The 20,663-nt window shown below is 40.4% G+C and carries 17 protein-coding genes; 8 read left to right on the top strand and 9 right to left on the bottom strand.

Annotated features, from left to right (window positions below; all coding sequences use genetic code 11):
- The first annotated feature begins 68 nt into the window (after positions 1-68).
- Together uvrB and EZJ28_RS06790 are read left to right on the top strand one after the other, a co-directional pair.
- The gene (uvrB, locus tag EZJ28_RS06795) at positions 69-2,072 is read left to right on the top strand and encodes an excinuclease ABC subunit UvrB (protein ID WP_131396220.1); all 2,004 of its coding nucleotides are present in this window, start codon (positions 69-71) and stop codon (positions 2,070-2,072) included.
- A 93-nt stretch (positions 2,073-2,165) separates the two neighbouring features.
- Positions 2,166-3,383: a hypothetical protein gene (locus EZJ28_RS06790; RefSeq protein WP_131396218.1), complete on the top strand. Its 1,218-nt coding sequence runs from the start codon at positions 2,166-2,168 to the stop codon at positions 3,381-3,383.
- Positions 3,384-3,455: 72 nt separating this feature from the next.
- On the opposite strand, the gene EZJ28_RS06785 is transcribed toward EZJ28_RS06790, so the two are convergent.
- Positions 3,456-5,513, bottom strand: a complete 2,058-nt coding sequence (locus EZJ28_RS06785; protein WP_131396216.1) for an acetate--CoA ligase family protein — start codon at positions 5,511-5,513, stop codon at positions 3,456-3,458.
- 123 nt (positions 5,514-5,636) lie between these two features.
- On the opposite strand from EZJ28_RS06785, the gene EZJ28_RS06780 reads away from it, so the two are divergent.
- On the top strand, positions 5,637-6,854 hold the full coding sequence (locus EZJ28_RS06780; protein ID WP_131396214.1) for a PLP-dependent aminotransferase family protein: 1,218 nt from the start codon (positions 5,637-5,639) through the stop codon (positions 6,852-6,854).
- A 22-nt stretch (positions 6,855-6,876) separates the two neighbouring features.
- On the opposite strand, the gene EZJ28_RS06775 is transcribed toward EZJ28_RS06780, so the two are convergent.
- From EZJ28_RS06775 to EZJ28_RS06765, 3 genes are all read right to left on the bottom strand, one after another.
- Positions 6,877-7,476, bottom strand: coding sequence for an indolepyruvate oxidoreductase subunit beta (locus EZJ28_RS06775; protein ID WP_131396212.1), 600 nt, complete (start codon positions 7,474-7,476; stop codon positions 6,877-6,879).
- A 27-nt stretch (positions 7,477-7,503) separates the two neighbouring features.
- Positions 7,504-9,129 carry a thiamine pyrophosphate-dependent enzyme gene (locus EZJ28_RS06770; protein WP_131396210.1) on the bottom strand — a complete coding sequence of 542 codons (1,626 nt, stop codon included), beginning with the start codon at positions 9,127-9,129 and terminating at the stop codon, positions 7,504-7,506.
- A 270-nt stretch (positions 9,130-9,399) separates the two neighbouring features.
- Positions 9,400-9,843 (bottom strand): Hsp20/alpha crystallin family protein, encoded by a 444-nt coding sequence (locus EZJ28_RS06765; protein ID WP_131396208.1) that lies wholly within the window; start codon positions 9,841-9,843, stop codon positions 9,400-9,402.
- 186 nt (positions 9,844-10,029) lie between these two features.
- Between EZJ28_RS06765 and EZJ28_RS06760 the strand changes: the two genes are divergently transcribed.
- Positions 10,030-11,337 carry a DUF2254 domain-containing protein gene (locus tag EZJ28_RS06760; RefSeq protein ID WP_131396206.1) on the top strand — a complete coding sequence of 436 codons (1,308 nt, stop codon included), beginning with the start codon at positions 10,030-10,032 and terminating at the stop codon, positions 11,335-11,337.
- 14 nt (positions 11,338-11,351) lie between these two features.
- Positions 11,352-11,606 (top strand): DUF1456 family protein, encoded by a 255-nt coding sequence (locus EZJ28_RS06755; protein ID WP_131396205.1) that lies wholly within the window; start codon positions 11,352-11,354, stop codon positions 11,604-11,606.
- Between the two features lie 130 nt (positions 11,607-11,736).
- Here the strand turns inward: EZJ28_RS06755 and ettA are convergent, their stop codons facing one another.
- The 3 genes from ettA to EZJ28_RS06740 form a co-directional block, all read right to left on the bottom strand.
- Entirely contained in the window at positions 11,737-13,428 is a 1,692-nt protein-coding gene (gene ettA, locus EZJ28_RS06750; protein WP_131396203.1) for an energy-dependent translational throttle protein EttA, read from the bottom strand.
- 65 nt (positions 13,429-13,493) lie between these two features.
- Complete coding sequence (locus tag EZJ28_RS06745; protein ID WP_165499040.1) at positions 13,494-13,967, bottom strand: DinB family protein; 474 nt, start codon at positions 13,965-13,967, stop codon at positions 13,494-13,496.
- A gap of 17 nt (positions 13,968-13,984) precedes the next feature.
- Positions 13,985-14,164 carry a CAL67264 family membrane protein gene (locus tag EZJ28_RS06740; RefSeq protein ID WP_131396199.1) on the bottom strand — a complete coding sequence of 60 codons (180 nt, stop codon included), beginning with the start codon at positions 14,162-14,164 and terminating at the stop codon, positions 13,985-13,987.
- Between the two features lie 188 nt (positions 14,165-14,352).
- Here EZJ28_RS06740 and EZJ28_RS06735 point away from each other — a divergent pair, with 188 nt between their 5' ends.
- The 3 genes from EZJ28_RS06735 to EZJ28_RS06725 all read left to right on the top strand — a co-directional run bounded on the left by EZJ28_RS06735 (position 14,353) and on the right by EZJ28_RS06725 (position 18,172).
- A complete protein-coding gene (locus EZJ28_RS06735; RefSeq protein WP_131396197.1) occupies positions 14,353-15,981 on the top strand; it encodes an acyl-CoA carboxylase subunit beta in 1,629 nt (542 codons plus the stop codon).
- Between the two features lie 5 nt (positions 15,982-15,986).
- Positions 15,987-17,621 carry a M1 family metallopeptidase gene (locus tag EZJ28_RS06730; protein WP_131396195.1) on the top strand — a complete coding sequence of 545 codons (1,635 nt, stop codon included), beginning with the start codon at positions 15,987-15,989 and terminating at the stop codon, positions 17,619-17,621.
- A 128-nt stretch (positions 17,622-17,749) separates the two neighbouring features.
- Positions 17,750-18,172 carry a DoxX family protein gene (locus EZJ28_RS06725; RefSeq protein ID WP_131396193.1) on the top strand — a complete coding sequence of 141 codons (423 nt, stop codon included), beginning with the start codon at positions 17,750-17,752 and terminating at the stop codon, positions 18,170-18,172.
- 29 nt (positions 18,173-18,201) lie between these two features.
- Here EZJ28_RS06725 and EZJ28_RS06720 read toward each other — a convergent pair whose 3' ends face one another.
- Together EZJ28_RS06720 and EZJ28_RS06715 are read right to left on the bottom strand one after the other, a co-directional pair.
- Positions 18,202-19,521, bottom strand: coding sequence for a M24 family metallopeptidase (locus tag EZJ28_RS06720; RefSeq protein WP_131396191.1), 1,320 nt, complete (start codon positions 19,519-19,521; stop codon positions 18,202-18,204).
- Positions 19,522-19,543: 22 nt separating this feature from the next.
- A complete protein-coding gene (locus EZJ28_RS06715) occupies positions 19,544-20,644 on the bottom strand; it encodes an AMP-binding protein (RefSeq protein ID WP_131396189.1) in 1,101 nt (366 codons plus the stop codon).
- Positions 20,645-20,663 lie beyond the last annotated feature (19 nt).

The raw sequence follows: 20,663 nt of genomic DNA, 5'->3' as shown, positions 1-20,663 counted from the left end.
GATGAATGGCGAATTGCATCTGACCGCTAAATAGCGAATATTATAACAGATGAATGAAAAATTGCTGAATGAAATTCAAGATAGAATCAGATTATAAACCAACCGGAGACCAGCCGCAGGCGATAAAGCAACTGGTAACGGGAATTAATAAGAATGAACAGTACCAGACGCTTCTGGGAGTGACCGGCTCGGGAAAAACCTTTACCGTGGCCAACGTCATTGAAGAAGTTCAAAAACCCACGCTTGTTCTTGCGCATAATAAGACGCTTGCAGCGCAGCTTTATTCAGAATTCAAGCAGTTCTTTCCGGATAATGCGGTGGAATATTTCGTAAGTTATTATGATTATTATCAACCGGAAGCATTTATTCCTACATCCGGGACTTACATTGAGAAAGACCTCTCGATCAACGAAGAGATCGAGAAATTAAGGTTGAGCACCACTTCTTCCCTCTTAAGCGGAAGAAGGGATGTACTGGTAGTCGCATCGGTGTCCTGTCTTTATGGAATTGGTAATCCCGTGGAGTTTCGAAAGAATGTCGTTTCAATTGAAAGGGATATGGAGATCTCCAGGACTAAATTCCTTCATAGTCTGGTTCAGAGTCTTTATTCAAGGACGGAAGCTGAATTCAGCCATGGAAATTTCAGAATAAAAGGAGATACTGTGGATGTATTTCCCAGCTATGCCGATAATGCTTTCAGAATACATTTCTTTGGAGATGAAATTGAAGAGATTGAAGCTTTTGATCCCGGTACCAACGATATTATCGAAAAATATGACCGGTTAAATATTTACCCGGCCAATATGTTTGTGACTTCTCCTGATGTCCTGCAGAATGCGATACATGAGATACAGGACGATCTCGTTAAACAGGTTAGTTACTTTCAGGACATAGGTAAAATGTTAGAGGCAAAAAGACTGGACGAAAGAACGAATTTTGACCTGGAGATGATCCGTGAACTGGGATATTGTTCCGGAATTGAGAATTATTCAAGGTACCTTGACGGAAGAAAACCTGGAACCAGGCCTTTCTGCCTGCTGGATTATTTCCCGGATGATTACCTTATGGTCGTAGACGAGAGTCATGTTACCATCCCGCAGGTGCATGCCATGTATGGTGGTGACCGTTCCAGAAAAGAGACATTGGTGGAATATGGATTCCGACTACCTGCGGCAATGGATAACCGGCCATTGAAATTTGAAGAATTCGAAGCCTTACAGAATCAGGTAATCTATGTAAGTGCGACACCTGCGGACTATGAACTGCAGAAAAGTGAAGGTATTTATGTGGAACAGGTGATACGTCCTACCGGATTGCTTGATCCGGTAGTGGAAGTAAGACCAAGCTTGAACCAGATAGATGATCTCATAGAAGAAATACAGCAAAGAGTTGAAAAAGACGAAAGGATTTTGGTCACCACTCTTACTAAACGAATGGCGGAAGAACTCACTAAATATCTTACCAGGATAGATGTACGCTGCCGCTACATACATTCAGACATTGACACCCTGGAAAGAGTGGAGATCATGCAGGATCTTAGAAAAGGTCTTTTTGATGTGCTGGTTGGAGTTAACCTTCTAAGGGAAGGTCTGGACCTTCCTGAAGTATCTCTCGTGGCCATTATCGACGCCGATAAAGAAGGTTTCCTTAGAAGTAACCGTTCCCTTACCCAAACGATTGGACGCGCTGCCCGTCACGTAGAAGGAAAAGCAATCCTTTATGCTGACAAGATCACCGATAGTATGCAAAAGACAATAGACCAGACTGAATACCGTCGTGAAAAACAGATCGCATATAACAAAGAAAACAATATAACTCCTAAACCACTGGTTAAGAAATTCAATAGTGTTCTCATCAAGGAAAAACTTGATATCTACGAGCATGAAAAGCGTCCTGACCTGAAAGCAGCTGAGGAAGAAGCGGAATATCTTACCAAACCTCAGATGGAGAAAAAGATCAGGGAGAAAAGAAAATCCATGGAAACTGCGGCGAAAGAACTCGATTTTATGCAGGCTGCAAGATTGAGAGATGAGATAAAAATACTACAGGAAAAAATTAAGGAACTGGCTTAAAATATTTTATTTCCGCATCAAAAAATAACATATATTTGGCTGATCCTAAAGCATTTGAACATTACTTAAATGACAAACAAAATCTGTTTGTCAATGAGAAATTATTATGCTTTTTTCTTTCTGCTATTAAGTAGTAACCTATGTGCTCAGGTTGGGATTGGCACCTCAACTCCAAAGGCTCAACTGGATATTATAGCCACCGATAAAGATAATCCTGCCAATATAGATGGTATATTAATCCCGAGGATTGAAAAATTTCCTTCGGATAATCCCGGAAGTGACCAGCACGGAATGTTCGTTTTTCTGAATAAGAACATTAGCGGTTATAATTCTGGTTTTTATTACTGGAATGCGTTAGAGACCAAATGGAAACCCATGCTGGCAGATGCTTCAGTATCCAACTTCTATAAACCGGGGACAACAAGCAGCCCGAATAATTTAACCGATCTTATTTACAGGGATGCCAGTGTTGGGATTGGAACCGACCAGATCACCTCCAGATTACAGATCGCAATTGGTACAGGTAAAGATCTTGGCCTGAAAAAAGGTCTGGAAGTAGATAATGCCAATTCTGCGACCGATAACCTGACCACCTATGGAATTATTAATGACAACCGGAGCGCTACAAACGGAACCAAATATGGGATCAAGACGAATGTAGGCGGAGCCGGAACCGGAATTCATTATGGTATTTTTAATGAAACATACCAGAATACCGGAACCAATGACATCTATGGAATATTCAACCGTGTTGGTCGCACTTTTGGCGCAAAAAGCAATAATTATGGGATCTATTCGGAAATTGGAAGCGTTCAGGGGGTTGGAAATATATATGGAATTTACAGTATTGCTTTAGGAGATACCAATAGTAATGTATTCGCCGGGTATTTTGCAGGAAGGCTGGGAATTGGCCTAACTCCCGACACAGAATATGTATTACCTACAGCAAGAGGGACTGAGGGCCAGGTAATGATGACCAATGCAAACGGGCAAGTTTCATGGGCAAATGCGGGTTTTGAAAACTACTCCTCAACCACAAGTTCAACAGGAGATTTTATGATCACCGATGATATTGGAACCCTGAGAATTAACAATCAGGTATCCGGTTTGATAATTCCTCCATCCGCAGCCAATAAAGGAAGGGTCATCCGACTATTGAACTGGCCGGGGAACTCTGAAAAAACTTTTATTTTCCAGGGAGGAGATGATCTTTTTGACTTAAGGACCAATTCCAAGATACTTAGTATCAAACCTCAGCAGGTTTTTACAATCCAAAGTGCCGGGAACAGGTGGATCCTGATCGACAATTGAAAAAGGAACTTTTACTATATGCAACGACGAGAACAAATGTAAGAGCCTTATCTTGATCAGAGAATAAACCACTTATTTTTCAATACGTATTCTTACATCTACAGCAGTCAGATCATTTTTTGTAGCCATAAGAGGATTAAGGTCTAATTCTGCAATTTCAGGAATCATAGTCAATAGATCTGAAATTTTTACGATCGTTTCAGCAAAGGACTGGATGTTTATACCACTTTGTCCCCTCACCCCTTTTAACATTGGATATGCTTTCAGATCCGTGATCATTTTTACAGCTTCTTTCTCCGAAACAGGAATCATTGAGGCACTTATATCTTTTAATATTTCCACAAAAATTCCTCCCATTCCGCATAAAATTACATGAGGATAGTTAGTTTCCTTTTTAGCTCCAATAAATAGTTCCATCCCCTTAATCATAGGCTGGATCATAACAGAGTTTGCACCTTCAATTCGCATCAACTTATGGAAGCTATCCAATAATCCGGTTTCATTGGAAATATTCAAAATGACCCCACCAACATCTGATTTATGTAAAGGTCCTTCAACCTTCATAACTACCGGGCATGTAACAGACTTTGAAACTTTTTTTAGCTCGGCTTCATTCTTAACATAAACCGGAGCAGCAAATTTCACCCCGGCATAATCCAGCAATTCAATGGCTGCTTCTGTTGGTATATAGCCGTTAGAAAATTTATCTATCAGGGCTCTTATCTTTTTGGACGAATTTAGGTCAGGATCCTGGACTTTCTCAGTGACAGTTATCTGATTATATACCTTAGCGAGTGCATTCCCGAATAAGACTTCATCATGAAACGCGATATTACCTTTCTTTATAAAATCCCGGATTTCATTCTTCACATTCACCACAGATGGCAAAATAGCATATATGGGTTTTTTAGATGTCCTGATCTTTTTATTCAGTACATCATATACATCATCTACACCTGTTAAACCCGGGCTTCCAAAAATGACCGCCATGGCATCAATTTCCGGACATTTATTTTCGCAAAAATCAATAATAGCTTCTAATTGCTGTGCATTACCTGTTGCTAAAAAATCTATAGGATTGGATACCGAAGATCCCTCAAATAACTGGCTCAACAATGTTTCACTTTCTTCACCTTCCAAATGAGGAATTTTCAGTCCGTTCTTTGAAAGAACATCGGTCAGCATTACGGCTGGTCCTCCCGCATGCGTGATAATCGCAATATTCTTTCCTTTTGATTCCGTCTGCAAGAGTATGCCGGCAACAATAATCAATTCATTCCTGCCATAGCAACGAATTATTCCCGCTTTTTTAAACAAGGTGTCTATAAAAACATCTGAATTGGCTATAGCTCCCGTGTGTGAGGAAGCAGCCCTGTTCCCTTCTTCGGAACTCCCGGCCTTAATAGCAGCTATCTTGCAACCTTTACGCATTAATGATGCCGTATGGTTTAAAAACTTGAGCGGGTTCTTAATGCTTTCAATATAGAGCAGCTTGACTTTCGAGCTTCTTTCCGGATCAAAAGAGTGGTCTAAATATTCCAGAACTTCCTCCACTCCTATCTGAGCACTGTTTCCTACACTGTAAATGCCCGAAAATGTTAGTCCCATGCTTTCTGCCGCTTCAATAATAAAAACGGCCGTGGCACCAGAACCGGATACAAAATCAACTCCCTTTTTATCCAGTTTTGGAATTGGGGTGGTAAAAACCCCGGTGTAATTCTCATTTATCAATCCAATGTTGTTTGGACCTAATAAACTTCCACCAGCTTCATTGATCATTTCAACAATTTCCCTTTCCAGCTTTTCGCCTTTTTTATCTTTTTCACTGAAACCAGCAGAAAAGACTATCAAGCCTTTGGTATTTTTCTGTCGGGTAAGAACCCTAACGGTATCCAAAACATAGTTGGCCGAGATAGCGATTATTGCCAGGTCTACTTCAGGAATATCATTAATATGATTATAAGATTTAACTCCCTGCACACTGTCCTGTTTGGGATTGACAACAAATAATTGTCCCTTAAAATCATGGTCGAGCAGGTTTTTTAAAACTCTTCCGCCAGGACTGTGAATATTATCAGAGCCCCCAACGACAACAATGCTTTTTGGATGAATCAGTTTTGAATGAAGCATAGAAAGCAAGGAATTTAGTAATTGTAAAGGAAGTCATTTGAAATATGATTTTAACTGACATTCATCAGGATATGTTCGATTTCCTTTTTGTTATTTTGATAAACCAGCTAAACCTTTCAGGCTATGTATGCATTCTCAAGGGCGGTCAATTCCATGCATTCAGAAGACATTAAACAATTAATGAAACAGGCTTCTGGAAAAAACCTGATTTCATTTGCCGGCGGAATGCCAAATAATGATCTGTTTCCCGTGGATCAAATCGATGATATCTATAAATCCTTGCCTGAAGACATAAAAAAACTATGTTTTCAATACGGCCCAACCTCAGGATATCCTCCTCTCATCAAGTCACTGGAAAGCTATTTGAAAGAAAAAGGATTGCCTGTTGGTGAAAACAGAATCTTGATCACCACCGGTTCTCTTCAGGCCATCGCAATAATTACCCAGGAATTTGTAAACGAAGGTGATATCATATTAACAGAAAATCCCAGTTTTGTAGGAGCTTTGTCGGTTTTTGAAACTGCAGGAGCCGAGATACACAGTATCCCCATTGATAAGGATGGGATTGATATAAAGGCTTTAAAAAGTAAGATTGCATCCTTAGACCGGAAGCCTAAATTTCTGTATGTCACACCTAACTATCACAATCCGGCGGGAATCATTTATACTCCTGAAAGAAAAAAACAACTCCTGGAAGTATTATCGGGTACAGGAATAATATTACTGGAAGATGATGCTTACAGTGACCTCTATTTTAATGAAGATGAAAAACACCTTACCAGATCCATGAAATCATTTGGTGTAGAGAATGTTGAAATCATCTATACAGGTTCATTTTCAAAAATACTGGGCCCTGGTTTCAGACTAGGCTTTATGCTTTCTTCCGAAGAGATCTTTGAAAAAGCAGAAACGGTCAAACAGTCAATGGATGCTTGTACGTCCAATTTCATGCAGATATTGGCCAATGATTTTTTGGCCCAACATAAACTGGAGCCCTATTTAACATTTTTGAGGAAGGAATATCTGGAGCGCAAGAACTTGCTTCAAAAACATTTGAAAACCCATATGCCCAAAGAGATCACCTGGAACGAACCCAAAGGAGGTTTTTATATCTGGCTTAAATTACCACCGCATATTAAGTCTACGGACATTTTCAAAGAAACGGTTTCCAAAGGAGTTGTGTTTGTAACGGGCAGGACCTTTGATCCCGCAAGTAAAAAGGACGACAGATTGCGGCTTTCGTTTTCAAATATGCCAAAGGAACACATTGAGAAAGGAGTTATTATCTTATCTGAAACAATTAAAAGAGCCCTACAAAGTTCTAAAATCAGCCTCTCATAAAGTGCAGTTATTTTACAGGAATCTAATTACTGTTAGCAACATCAGTGATTCCTTCGGCTACTTTTTTTCCTTCATTGAAAGCTTCCAGATTTAGTTTGATAATCCTTTCACTTTTGTGCTGGAACAATTTCTTTATGGCTTCAAGCAAGCTCTTTTCGGATAAAGGTATTATGCCTGATGCGGCTCCCAGTAACACAATGTTGGCAATTTTGGAATTCCCTATCTTTTTAGCGATTTCAGTTGCATCTACAATCACATGATTTGGATGTTGTTTTATCTGATGGAAAAGATCACCTTTTTCAGGATAATTGGAAGTATTCACAAAAGACTCTGAATCTGTAACCAGCCAGCCGTCTTTTTTCAAGAAAGGGGTATACCTCAGCAATTCCATCGGTTCTACCGATAATATCAGATCGGCCTGTCCTTCCGGAATCAGATCTGAAAATATTTCCTTATCAGATATTCTCACATGCGATTGAACCGCTCCGCCACGCTGGCTCATCCCGTGAACTTCTGATTGTTTAATGAACAAATCTTCGCTTAAGGCTGCTGTATCCAGGACCGCGGCGATAGTAAGAATCCCCTGTCCGCCTACACCTGATAATATGATATTTGTTTTCATCTGTTTCTGTTTAATGGTTTCAACTGGTCAATTACACTCACAATTCAATGACGCAATTCTGGCCTTGATCTCCTCTTTCTGATCTCTGGATAATCTCACACAAGGTCTCTCAGAAATAATGACTGAAACACCTTTGTAATTCAATTCTTTCCGTAATAGCTCCACATTTTCTTTGTGATTCTTTTTTAAAGGCACCATAGTCTTCAGATGATCCGGATGAACGCCTATCCCCAAACAGATTTTACGCAATCTTCCCACTGCAGTTGATTCCTGAGCTCCGGTCATGGCAACGGCAGAGTTGTCTGAAATAATGACCGTGATTGGCGAGTTTTCATAAACGGCATCCAAAAGCCCTGTCATTCCGGAATGTGTAAAAGTGGAATCACCAATAACCGCAATGGCATTCTCCATTCCCGCATCAGCAGCTCCTTTCGCCATGGTTATGGATGCTCCCATATCTATCAGGGTATTGATGGTATTCAAAGGAGGTAAGGCACCAAGAGCGTAACAACCAATATCCCCGAAAACATTTTTGTCCCCGATCTCAGGAATGAGTTCATTTATGGTATTAAAAAGATCAGTATGCCCGCAACCTTCACAAAGTTGTGGAGGCCTTGGAGTAACTACAGAAGAAACAGGAGTAACTTTTTCCTGAATCAATCCCAAAGCGCTACCGACTACTGTAGGGTTTAATTCGCCGGTTCTTGGTAGATCTCCGGATAACCTTCCTTTTATTTTATCATTCTCATCAAAATAGTTGTGCAATAATTCTTCCACCACAGGATAGCCTTCCTCCATCACTAAGATTTTATCACAATGCCGGTATAAAGCCCTTATCTTTTCTTTAGGCAAAGGATACTGTGATATTTTCAGAACCGAATAGGAAGCTTCATTTTCTCCTATATTCTCCATCAAATAGTTATATGCCAACCCACAAGCTATGATGCCTGTACCCTTATTCTTACTTAATTTTAAGGTGTTTAAATCTGATTTTTCAGAACGTTCAATTAAAATTTCCTTTTTATCTACCAGAATGTCATACTGCTTTCTCGCGTTTAGAGGAAGTAAAGCAAAACGTGAAGTATCCTCCGGTAAGTTCATACCGTTCTGGTCTCTTTTTTCACCTGTTTCTATGCCTGCCCGGGAATGCGATAAACGGGTGACCATTCTTAATAAAACAGGTAGTTGTAATTCTTCGGAAAGATCAAAGGCGTAAGACATCACATTATAGGCTTCCTGTTGATTTGATGGCTCCAGAATAGGGATCATCGCAAATTTCCCGTAAAATCTGGAATCCTGTTCATTCTGGGAGGAATGCATGGAAGGATCATCGGCTACAACAACTACCAGTCCGCCATTTATCCCTGAAACGGCCATATTCATAAACACATCTGAAGCCACATTTAAACCTACATGCTTCATAACCACCATAGATCTTTTGCCAACATAAGACATTCCTAAAGCAGCTTCCATGGCCGTCTTTTCATTAACCGACCAGGTTGTATGTATCTTGAGATCCTGTGCAAGTTTTGATTTTTGAATATATTCGGTAATTTCAGTCGAAGGCGTGCCGGGATAAGCGTAAACACCTGATAAACCAGCATCAATACTGCCTTGAGCAAGCGCTTCATTACCTAAGAGTAAACTTTTCATCTGGTTAAATTTATTTGTGAGCGGATGAAATGTCATCTCTATATGGACATTTCACAACACACGCTTTAAGCGTAGCCTAATTTAAAAGTATCAACGTTGATAGAGTATGATTTTGGTCATACCACGATGTATTAAAAACAATTTCCTTACTATTTTAATAACCGTTATGCTTAATTAAAATCTGAGTATTTGTTGGCTCCTCCGGGAGTATTAGAAATAAAAAAACGCCCCATCAGGGCGTTTTCTCTTTAACTAATTCAATTTTTCAGGTTATGATATATCGATCATTCTCTTGGCCTGAACTTTAGCTTCTTCTTTTTTAGGAAGCGCTATTTCTAAAACTCCATTATTATAGGAGGCAGAAATCTTCGAACTATCTACCGAATCAGGAAGGCTGAAAGAACGTTTAAAGTTGCTGTAACTAAATTCCTTTCTTGTAAAACGGCCATTCTTATCGGTAGTCTCATTTTCTCTTTTTTCCTCGGCCGAGATTGTCAGTACATCATTATCCAATTCAATATTGAAATCCTCCTTGGATTTACCCGGGGCGGCAACCTGTACATTGAAACTATCATCATCTTCCCTGATATTTACAGCAGGAATACTGGTCCCAATGCTGTTTACGTTTGTAGTTCCTCCTAGCCAGTCAGTTCTGAACATATCATCGAATACTGATGGCAACCAATTTGTGTCGTTTCTTTTAATTAGACTCATGGCTTATATATTTTATGGTTATTAATCAATTATTTTTCGATTAAAATATAGCAATCTGGATACCATTACTCATAAACTGACTGTTTGTCGCCTTTTTAGATTTTAAATATGTCATTTTGACGTGTTTCGAGTAATTTTTATAAAATATGAACTAAGATTAATTACCTTTAAAACAAATCCATCCGCATGAAAAAGGTTTTTAATAACCTCAGCTCCTTTATTGCCCGAATAAGGAACAATATTGCCTTCTATCCTACTCTTTTAGCCGCTGTGGGATTTAATTTTGCCTTTTTCATGATCTACCTGGAAGAGAGAGGTATCTCAGAATATCTACTGGAAAATGTTCCGGTACTGGTAGTCGACAATGGTAATACTGCTCTAACTATTCTTAGTGCCTGCATTACAGGGCTCATATCCATGATGGTTTTTAGTTTTTCGATGGTAATGGTATTACTGAACCAGGCATCAAGTAACTATTCTCCGAGATTATTACCGGGTCTAATATCAGATAAGAATCACCAGGTAATTTTAGGAATTTATCTTTTTACGATACTGTTCTGCATTTTTACCCTGTTTTCAATACAACCCACAGGCGATAAATATCAGATCCCGGGATTTTCTGTTCTTCTTGGAATTTTGTTTACAGTGGTTTGTATCTGTGCCTTCATCTATTTTATTCATAACATTTCGCATAACATCCAGATCAATAATATCCTTGAGCGAATTTTTCATCTGGCAGAAGACCGCCTTATTTATTTAATTGAAAAGGAATCTGAAGCAAAACCTGATTTTCCGGATAGCTCTGACTGGTTTGAGTATCACACTAACAAAACAGGTTATTTTCAAAATATTCTCACAAGGAATCTTCTTGATATATGTGAAAAGAACGAAAATCAATTGGAAATACTTCCCGTCAAAGGAATTTTCGTATTAAAAGGAATTCCCGTTTTTAAATCTAAAAAAGAGCTTGACGAAGATTCCGTGAAAGAAATACTTTCCAGTTTTAATTTTACCCGCGGGGAACTGGTTACACAAAACTACGCCCTTGCATTTAAACAGATTACAGAGATCATTGTGAAAGCTATGTCGCCGGGGATTAACGATCCAGGGACAGCCATGAACGGGATAGATTATCTGACTGAACTTTTTGCTCTGCGCATGCAAAAGCGTGACGATAGCAGTATTTCAAGAGATGGGAAGCTCTATATCAAAATCAGCACTGTTAATTTTGAAGAATTGATGTATAATGTACTTGCATCAATAAGGGTATATTGTAAACACGATGTGACCCTGGTTCAGAAATTAAGCATTATGTTCTTATACCTTAAATCGCAGAAAGCCAGTGACTCCTACTACTATGAAGTGATAGATAAAGAAGCCACTACTTTACTGGAAGACGCCCGGGACGCCATTGAAAATAAAAATGATCTTAAGAAAATTGAAAGCCTCGCCAGAAAACTTAGCCTTAATACAAAACAGTTCCTTGTAAAATAAATTACCTTTGGAGCATGGCATTAACAAACAATGATATTTTCAAGAAACTAAGAGTTGCACATAAATTGACCAATGATGATATTGTTGAGATCTGTGCACTGGTTGATTTCAGAGTTTCAAAAAGTGAATTAGGAGCGATCTTCCGCAAAGAAGGTCACGAAAAATATAAGGAGTGTGGAGACCAGTTCCTGCGAAATTTCCTTGACGGACTCGTCATTCACCTTCGCGGGCCAATGCCTGAAAAGAAGACTAAAAGCTCTAAGCCATAAGCTTTAAGCTTTAAGCTTTAAGCTTTAAGCTAAAAAATGAGACTTTTGACTTTTGACAAAATTAAAAAAGGAATGATTTTAATAATCATTCCTTTTTTGCTTATTGCATTAGACTTATAGCTTAAAGCTTTTATCTAACCAGCTTTTTATACTTGATGCGCTTCGGCATGATGTCTCCTCCAAGTCGTTTCTTCTTATTTTCTTCGTAGTCTGAGAAACTACCTTCGAAGAAATACACCTGGGAATCTCCTTCAAAAGCCAGGATATGAGTACAAATTCTATCCAGGAACCAACGGTCGTGAGAGATCACTACAGCGCAACCCGCGAAGTTGTCCAAACCTTCCTCCAGAGCACGCAGTGTATTTACATCAAGGTCGTTCGTAGGCTCATCAAGAAGCAACACGTTTCCTTCTTCTTTCAGGGTCATCGCAAGATGCAGTCGGTTTCTTTCTCCACCGGAAAGCATGCTCACTTTTTTGTTCTGCTCGCTTCCGCTGAAATTGAACCTACTCAGGTATGCCCTCGAATTCACCTGGCGCCCGCCCATCATGATGAGTTCCTGCTCATCGCTGAAGTTTTGCCATATGGTCTTTTCAGGGTCTATATTGGCGTGACTTTGATCCACATAAGCGATCTTTGCAGTTTCACCAACTTCAAAACTTCCTTTATCGGGTTCTTCTTCTCCCATGATCATTTTGAAAATTGTCGTCTTACCTGCACCGTTAGGTCCAATGATCCCAACGATCCCTGCCTGCGGAAGATTGAAATTAAGATCCTCGTAAAGTAATTTATCACCAAATGCCTTACTTACACCTTTGGCTTCTATCACATTAGTACCAAGTCTTGGACCATTTGGAATATATATCTCCAGCTTCTCGTCCATCTGTTTCTGGTCCTGGCTCAAAAGCTTATCATAATTCTTAAGCCTGGCCTTCTGCTTGGTCTGTCTTCCTTTTGGAGACATTCTGGCCCACTCAAGCTCACGTTCCAGAGTTTTCTGGCGTTTACTCGCCTGCTTCTGTTCCTGTGCCAGCCTCTTGGATTTCTGATCAAGCCACGAAGAATAATTTCCTTTCCATGGGATTCCTTCTCCCCTGTCAAGTTCAAGAATCCAGCCTGCTACATTATCAAGGAAATAACGGTCGTGAGTTACCGCGATTACCGTTCCTTTATATTGTTGTAAATGGTGCTCCAGCCAGTGCACAGATTCTGCATCAAGGTGGTTGGTAGGCTCATCCAGTAAAAGAATATCCGGTTCCTGAAGCAATAAACGGCAAAGCGCCACTCTTCTTCTTTCACCCCCTGAAAGTACAGATATCTTTTTATCCGGTTCAGGAGTTCTCAGAGCGTCCATTGCGATCTCAAGTTTGGTATCAAGTTCCCAGGCATTGCTGGCATCTATCTTATCCTGAAGTTCAGCCTGCTTATCCATAAGCTTCTGCATCTTATCGGCATCTTCATAGACTTCCGGTAGACCAAACATATCATTGATCTTGTTATACTCATCAAGCACAGCAACAGTATCGGCTACTCCTTCTTTCACCACCTCCAGTACCGTTTTTTCCTCATCCAGTTCAGGTTCCTGTTCAAGAAGTCCTACACTATAGCCAGGAGAGAAAACCACATCTCCCTGATAATTCTGATCCTTTCCGGCAATTATATTCAGCAAGGTGGATTTCCCTGAACCGTTTAGTCCCAGTATCCCAATCTTGGCTCCGTAAAAGAAACTCAGGTAAATATTCTTCAATACCGGGGTATTCGCCTTGGGGAAGGTCTTGGTCACCCCAGACATCGAAAAGATAACTTTCTTATCGTCTGACATATATTTTTATTTAATTTTTCTAGTATTAATTTAAGTATGCAAATATCCTGAAATTTTCAGAGAATTCAATTATTGTAAACACCTAATAATCGCTGAATAAGGACAAGCTGGCCGGTATGATATGCAGAGTGCTCTATCACAAGAAGTATTTCCCGAAGCAGGCTGTGATTTTCAGAGTTCATTATGGGGGCATCAAGATCATTGTTGGGATCAAGGATGAATTCCCTAAGAATTCTTCTGTCTTCAAAAAAATCAGCTTTTAGGTCTTCCCATTCATCTTCGCTTGCCGGCTCGGGAACACCAGGCCAGTAATCATCCGGCCAGGAAGCGGTCTTATAATCCCCTGATATGGTGTATTCCAGAATATCCTTCTGCGCAAAAGCAATATGATAGAACACTTCATAAAAAGAATAAGGGAGACCTTTAGGTCGTTTTCCAATCTTTTCAAAAGTGATATTATCCAGGAAATTATCCATTGAAGTAAAGGCGAGGCCTCCATCCAGATGTTTTGTCAGCTGATTTCTTCGTGTATTATCCATAGTCAATTGAGTTCGTTTTATACTCTTCCTTTAAGCGCATTGAATACCCAGGAGATAAAGAAGAAACCTATTCCCGTGGTTGAAAAACCTATCGCGTAGTCCTCATATTTTAATACTCCCAAAAGCACCAGTGCGACACCTACAAGAAAAGTTAAAAAAGACGCCCAGCCAAATATGGTATTTTTATTCATTTTCATTTAAATAAGATTTAAAACAAATATCGGCTATTTTTAATGATTCGGTGAATGCACCAAGAGTTCCGGCGTTTTTGTATTTTAGCCGAAAGCCTTTTCTGAAAGGAAATTCTTAAAAATTCTTCAGAAAACAGATTTATTTAAAAGGAATCCCATTCATTTATTCAAATTATTGTAAAAAATTCAAAATAATGGATATTAACTTCAATAAAAATGAAGATCATAATAAGCTTTTATCTTCTAGTCTAAGACAAAAGCTGGCAAAAATAAAATTAGGCGGTGGGGAAAAGCGAATTAAGAAACACCATTCCAAAGGCAAAATGACGGCTCGCGAAAGGATCGATTTTCTTCTTGATGAAAAGAAGGAATCTGTCGAGATAGGGGCATTTGCCGGAGAAGGCATGTACGAAGAACATGGTGGTTGCCCAAGCGGTGGTGTTGTAGTAAAGATAGGTTACGTTTCTGGTAAACAATGCATAGTGGTTGCGAACGACGCTACGGTAAAAGCCGGAGCCTGGTTTCCTATCACCGGAAAAAAGAACCTGCGCGCCCAGGAGATTGCCATAGAAAACCGGTTACCCATAATTTACCTTGTGGATAGCGCGGGTGTATATCTTCCCATGCAGGATGAGATATTCCCGGACAAAGAGCATTTTGGAAGGATCTTCCGGAATAATGCCGTGATGAGCAGTATGGGAATAACTCAAATTGCAGCGGTAATGGGCTCTTGTGTCGCTGGAGGTGCTTATTTGCCTATTATGAGCGACGAAGCGCTGATCGTTGAAAAGACCGGAAGTATCTTTTTGGCCGGCAGTTACCTTGTAAAGGCTGCTATTGGCGAATCAATAGACAATGAAACTCTGGGTGGCGCAACCACACATAGTGAAATTAGCGGGGTAACCGATTATAAGGCTAAAGATGACAAGGACGCCCTTACACGTATTAAAAACATCATGGATAAGATCGGTGATTTTGATAGGGCCGGTTTTAATCGTTCTAAAGCCGGAGCGCCAAAAGAAAAGCAGGAAGATATCTACGGTATCCTTCCTAAAAAAAGAAGCGATCAATATGATATGCATGAGATCATCTATCGACTGGTCGATAATTCTGAATTTGAAGAGTACAAAGAAGGATATGGCCAGACTATCATTACCGGTTATGCCCGGATCGATGGCTGGGCGGTTGGAATAGTAGCGAATCAGCGTAAGATCGTGAAAACTAAAAAAGGAGAAATGCAATTTGGCGGAGTGATCTATTCAGATTCTGCCGACAAGGCCACCCGCTTTATCGCGAATTGTAATCAGAAAAAAATTCCGCTGGTATTCCTTCAGGATGTAACAGGTTTTATGGTTGGAAGCAAGAGCGAGCATGGCGGAATCATTAAGGACGGAGCCAAAATGGTAAATGCCGTGAGCAATTCGGTAGTTCCAAAATTCACCGTTATAATTGGAAACTCCTATGGAGCCGGTAATTATGCGATGTGCGGAAAAGCTTACGATCCACGACTTATTGTTGCCTGGCCAAGTGCTGAACTTGCAGTTATGGGAGGAACCCAGGCTGCCAAGGTACTCACCCAGATCGAAACCGCGGCTCTTGAGAAAAAAGGCGAGGAAGTGGATAAGGAAAAAGAAAAAGAAGTTTTTGAAAAAATTAAGGCAAGATACGATGAACAGACTTCTCCCTACTATGCGGCAGCAAGGCTGTGGACAGATGCCATTATTGATCCTCTGGAGACGAGAAAATGGGTGTCTATGGGAATCGAAGCAGCCAACCATGCTCCAATTGAGAAAGACTTCAACCTGGGTGTAATTCAAACCTGATTTTAATGAAGACGTTATTTTTAAATCTGATATTGTTAATGCTCATCACAGGTGCGAATGCACAGGTAGTGGGATCCAACCATATCCAGTATACTGAAGCTGATACTCTTCGTGGCTCACTAAGACCTGAAAGAACGAATTTCGATGTCAGAAAATATCATCTTAAACTGAAGATAGAGCCCGATAAAAAATTTATTTCAGGCTCCAATATGATTACTTTCAGGGTTAAAGAAAAGTTGCCGGTGATGCAGCTGGACCTTTTCGAGAATATGCAGATCGACTCTATAGTACATCAGGGAGAAAAGCTGAATTATAAAAGAAAATTCAATGCGGTTTTTATAGATTTTAAGGATGCACTGGAAAAGGGAAGTAAAGACTCTATTCAATTCTTTTACCATGGAAATCCTATTGTAGCAAGCAACGCTCCCTGGGATGGTGGATTTGTCTGGGAAAAAGACAGGGAAGGTAATCCCTGGGTTGGTGTCGCAGTACAGGGAACAGGTGCAAGCCTCTGGTACCCGAATAAAGATCACCAAAGTGATGAACCGGAAGAAGCCAGAATGGATATCGCAGTCCCTAACGGACTTATGAACGTTTCAAATGGACGTTTTCTGGGAAAGACCGATCTTGGAAATGGTTTTACAGAGTGGTGCTGGAAAGTGGTCAATCCCATTAATAATTACAACATCATGATAAATGTGGCGAATTATGTCCATTTTTCAGATAAATATAAAGACCTTGACCTTGATTATTATGTATTACCATACAATCTGGATAAAGCCAAAAAGCAATTTGAACAGGTTAAAGGCATGATGGATTGTTTCTATAATAAAATGGGACCCTATCCCTTCCCTGAAGACGGGTTCAAGCTCGTGGAAACCCCGTACCTGGGGATGGAGCATCAAAGCGCTGTGGCTTACGGAAATAAGTACGGAAATGGTTATCTAGGTAACGATCTTTCAGGCACCGGTATAGGTCTGAAATGGGACTACATAATCATTCATGAGTCCGGTCACGAATGGTATGGAAACAGTATCACTGCTGCCGATATCGCCGATATGTGGATACAGGAAGGCTTTACCAGTTATACGGAAGCGATTTACGTGGAATGCCACTGGGGTAAAAAAGCGGCCCAGGAATACCTCAAAGGAACCCGCCGAGGGCTGGGAAATCATAGGCCCATTATTGGCGACTACGGAGTGAACGCCGAAGGTTCCGGGGACATGTATTTTAAAGGCGCCAACCTTCTGAATACCATTAGGAGTATTTATAATGATGATGAATTGTGGTGGAGAACCTTTAAGGATTATACCGAAAAATTCAAACATAAGACCATATCGACAAAAGATACAGAAGCCTTCTTCAATGCTGCTACAGAAATAGATCTTAAACCCGTTTTTGACCAATATCTGAGACATACTTCCCTGCCCGAGCTTCAGCTTAAAGAAGAAAATGATACGATCTATTATAGATGGAAAGCCGATGTGGAAAATTTCAGGATGCCGGTAGATATATTTGTTGATGAAGACGAAAAAAGACTGAATGCCACTACAGAATGGCAAATCCTGAAGGGTGAAGACGATCTCGAAGAGATCAGACTTAATGAGCTGGAATTTTACGTTGAAATATCCCGGCTGTAAAAAGCCTTCCTATAAAACCCTAAATGAAGGCCGGTTAGCGTTAAGCTTAACCGGCCTTTATATTATAAAATCAAAAAATTATTTACTAAAAAGATTAATAATCAGTACCTTAAGGTAAATTTTCCATTATGTTAAGTATCAAATCACTTAATAAATGGGCCAATGCTCACACTTACTACTGGTTAGATATTCTGAGGATCGCCCTGGGAGTTTTCTTTTTCATTAAAGGGATTCAGTTTATATCCCAAACTGAAACTCTTGTTGAATTAATTCAACCTCTCAGAGGATTTGGGGGAATCATGCTGGTTATCCATTATGTGGCGCCGGCACACCTGGTTGGAGGGCTGCTCATCGCTTTTGGTTTGCTTACCAGATGGGCACTAATCGCTCAGTTACCTATTCTTTTAGGTGCGATTATCATCAACTTTGTGGGAATAATGAACCCTGCAGGATTGATAGAAGCCGCAGTAGTACTTGTATTCACTATTTTCTTCATTTTTTACGGCTCGGGAAAACATTCTGCCGACTATAATATGAAGATGGGATATTAGGATTGGCTTTTTCCTTTAGTAACCGCTGCTTATTCTGACGGAATAAGCCTTAGTTCGTTTTGTCTTTTGTTAACGTACCTGAATCCTTCTTCTCCCCAGTAGCCGGCTTCTTCCAGCATGATACGGATGCTCTTCTGCCATTCCGGAATTTCAACTTCGGTATTGAGTTCTATAGCATAGACCGTATTTTCATATAAAGGGTAATCACCGGTTCCCGGAACTCCGCCCTGCTGATCCCACATCCCTATTGTAGGCCCTGCAGAATGGCCATATAAACCTAAAGGATGTGTGTATATTGAAGCTTTGAGCCCCTGATCTTTTGCTTCCTGAAGACTTTTCTTTAAAATTTCATTCCCGGTAGCCCCGGTTTCAAAATTTGCAGTGAGTATATCCTGAAGTTGATTTCCTTTCTGAAAAGCATCTTTTAAAAACTGAGGGGCATTGCTTTCTCCATCTTTTAAAACGTAGGCCATTTGCTGGCAATCGGTATTAAGCCGAAGATAGGAGATCCCGAAATCGCAATGCAGCAGATCACCCGGAAGGATCACCATACTTCCATTTTCATCGGAAAAAGCTGTTATGTGATCTACAAGTTTCTGTTCGCTACGCTGCACATCCACCGTTGGATGGAACCATGTCTCCAGCCCCATTTCCGTAACTTTTTGGCGCATCCACCACACCACATCATCGGTGGTAGTAACTCCAGGCTGGATAACATCTGTACTGAAAGCTTCGGCTATTATATCATGGGTTATTTCCACCAACCCGCTATACAACACCATTTCTCTGAGGGTTCTTGTCTCTATCCATCCCACAGCCAGATCTTGTGCTGAGACGATTCGGTTTTTGTAGGTTTCCGGTAAGGCAGTCATGAATTCGTCAAAATCTGTTTTCACCAGCCCATCGGCGATCCCAAAATGTTCTGACATATTCATCCCTATTTTCTGCGGATCTCTTTCCTTTATGATGTCAACGAGGGCCTTCCACTGGTCGGGTTGTTCTTCCTTATTCCAGGCCGATTCAATATTATCTCCGATATTATAACGGGCGATCGCCAGCTTTTCAATGGTATCATTCGCCCTGTCCCTGTAAAAGACCAGGATGGTGCGCCTTCTCGCATTTAACCAGGTAGCGGGGAGCATGGTTCGAAGTACCGGATCTTCGTTATATTCCCTGGATATAACCACCCACATATCAATTGAGGCTCGATCCATCAATTTTGGCAGAACTTCATTAAACCGCTCGGCAAGGATCTGATCTATCACCTTCGATCTTTCCCTTTCAGCCAGTACCTGACCTTGTACAATAAAACCAAACAGGAATGCCGTTAGCACCAGTAATTTTTTCATAAAATAGATTTGGATTGGAATATTAGCTTACTTTACTTCTTACAGTATTTTCGCGATGAATTTTACCATTGGGCGTTTCTTCAAACTTCTCGACAAGATAGATTTTTTTTGGTTTTTCGTATTTAGACAGGGATTTCATTTGCCGGATGGTCTTTTCAAGATTTTCCAGGGTTTCTTCAGAGAAGTCGTCTTCCACGAATAGAACCAGTTTTTCCCCCAGAGAATCATCGGGCATGGAGGTTACAAAAAACCTGTGATCAAGTTCCTTATTCAGTTTCCTTTCTATCTCTTCAGGGTATAATTTAATGCCTCCGGAATTTATAACATTATCGTACCTGCCTTTCCAGTGAAATTTCTTGTAGGTGACGATCTCTACCACGTCATTAGTGAAAATCTCTTCATCAAGAATATTGGGAGCCTTAATAATCAGGCATCCTCGTTCATCCTGTGAAATACTTACATTTGGAAGCAGCTTAAAAGGCCTGGGAGACTTCTTTTTCTTTTTCCTTGGATTTAACCTTTTAGCAGCTATATGACTGCAGGTCTCCGTCATCCCATAAGTTTCAAAGAGCTTTGTATCCACATCTACCAGCATTTTCCTGAGTCTTGGGGATACCGCTCCCCCACCAATAATGAGTTTTCTTAAAAGGTGGAGACGTGCTATGGAATTATCAAGCTGAAAAGGCGTCATCGCCGAAAAATCATACACCTTGAATACCTGGTCCAGCGGATTGGATGAAGGAAGAACAGTATCCAGCTGCCATCCCAGGTACATGGCCCTAACCAGCATCATCTTTCCGCCTATGTATTCCGCGGGAAGACATAGTAAAGCCGTGGTACCGGCAGGAAGATCGAAGAATTTGGAAGTAGCTATGGCCGAATTGATCATATGCTGTTTTTTCAGCTTGATCTTTTTTGGTCGCCCGGTTGATCCCGATGTCTGCACTTCCAGATATGCCGAAGGTTTTAACCAGTCTAATAAAAAACTGCCTATTTTTTCTTCGTAGGGTTCGCCTTCCTTTATAAAGCTGTACGCCACCTGACGAAGTTCTGTGTTGGTGAAATGATGTTTATTAAGTCTGAACTCCGGATGGGTTTCAGGTATTTTATACTTATTTGTCATACTTCAAGCTAAATTGAAA

It is taken from the genome of Gramella sp. KN1008, from assembly GCF_004332155.1.
GTDB lineage: Bacteria > Bacteroidota > Bacteroidia > Flavobacteriales > Flavobacteriaceae > Christiangramia.
Note: the sequence above shows the minus strand (reverse complement) of the source record. Positions and strands in the feature narration are given on the sequence as shown.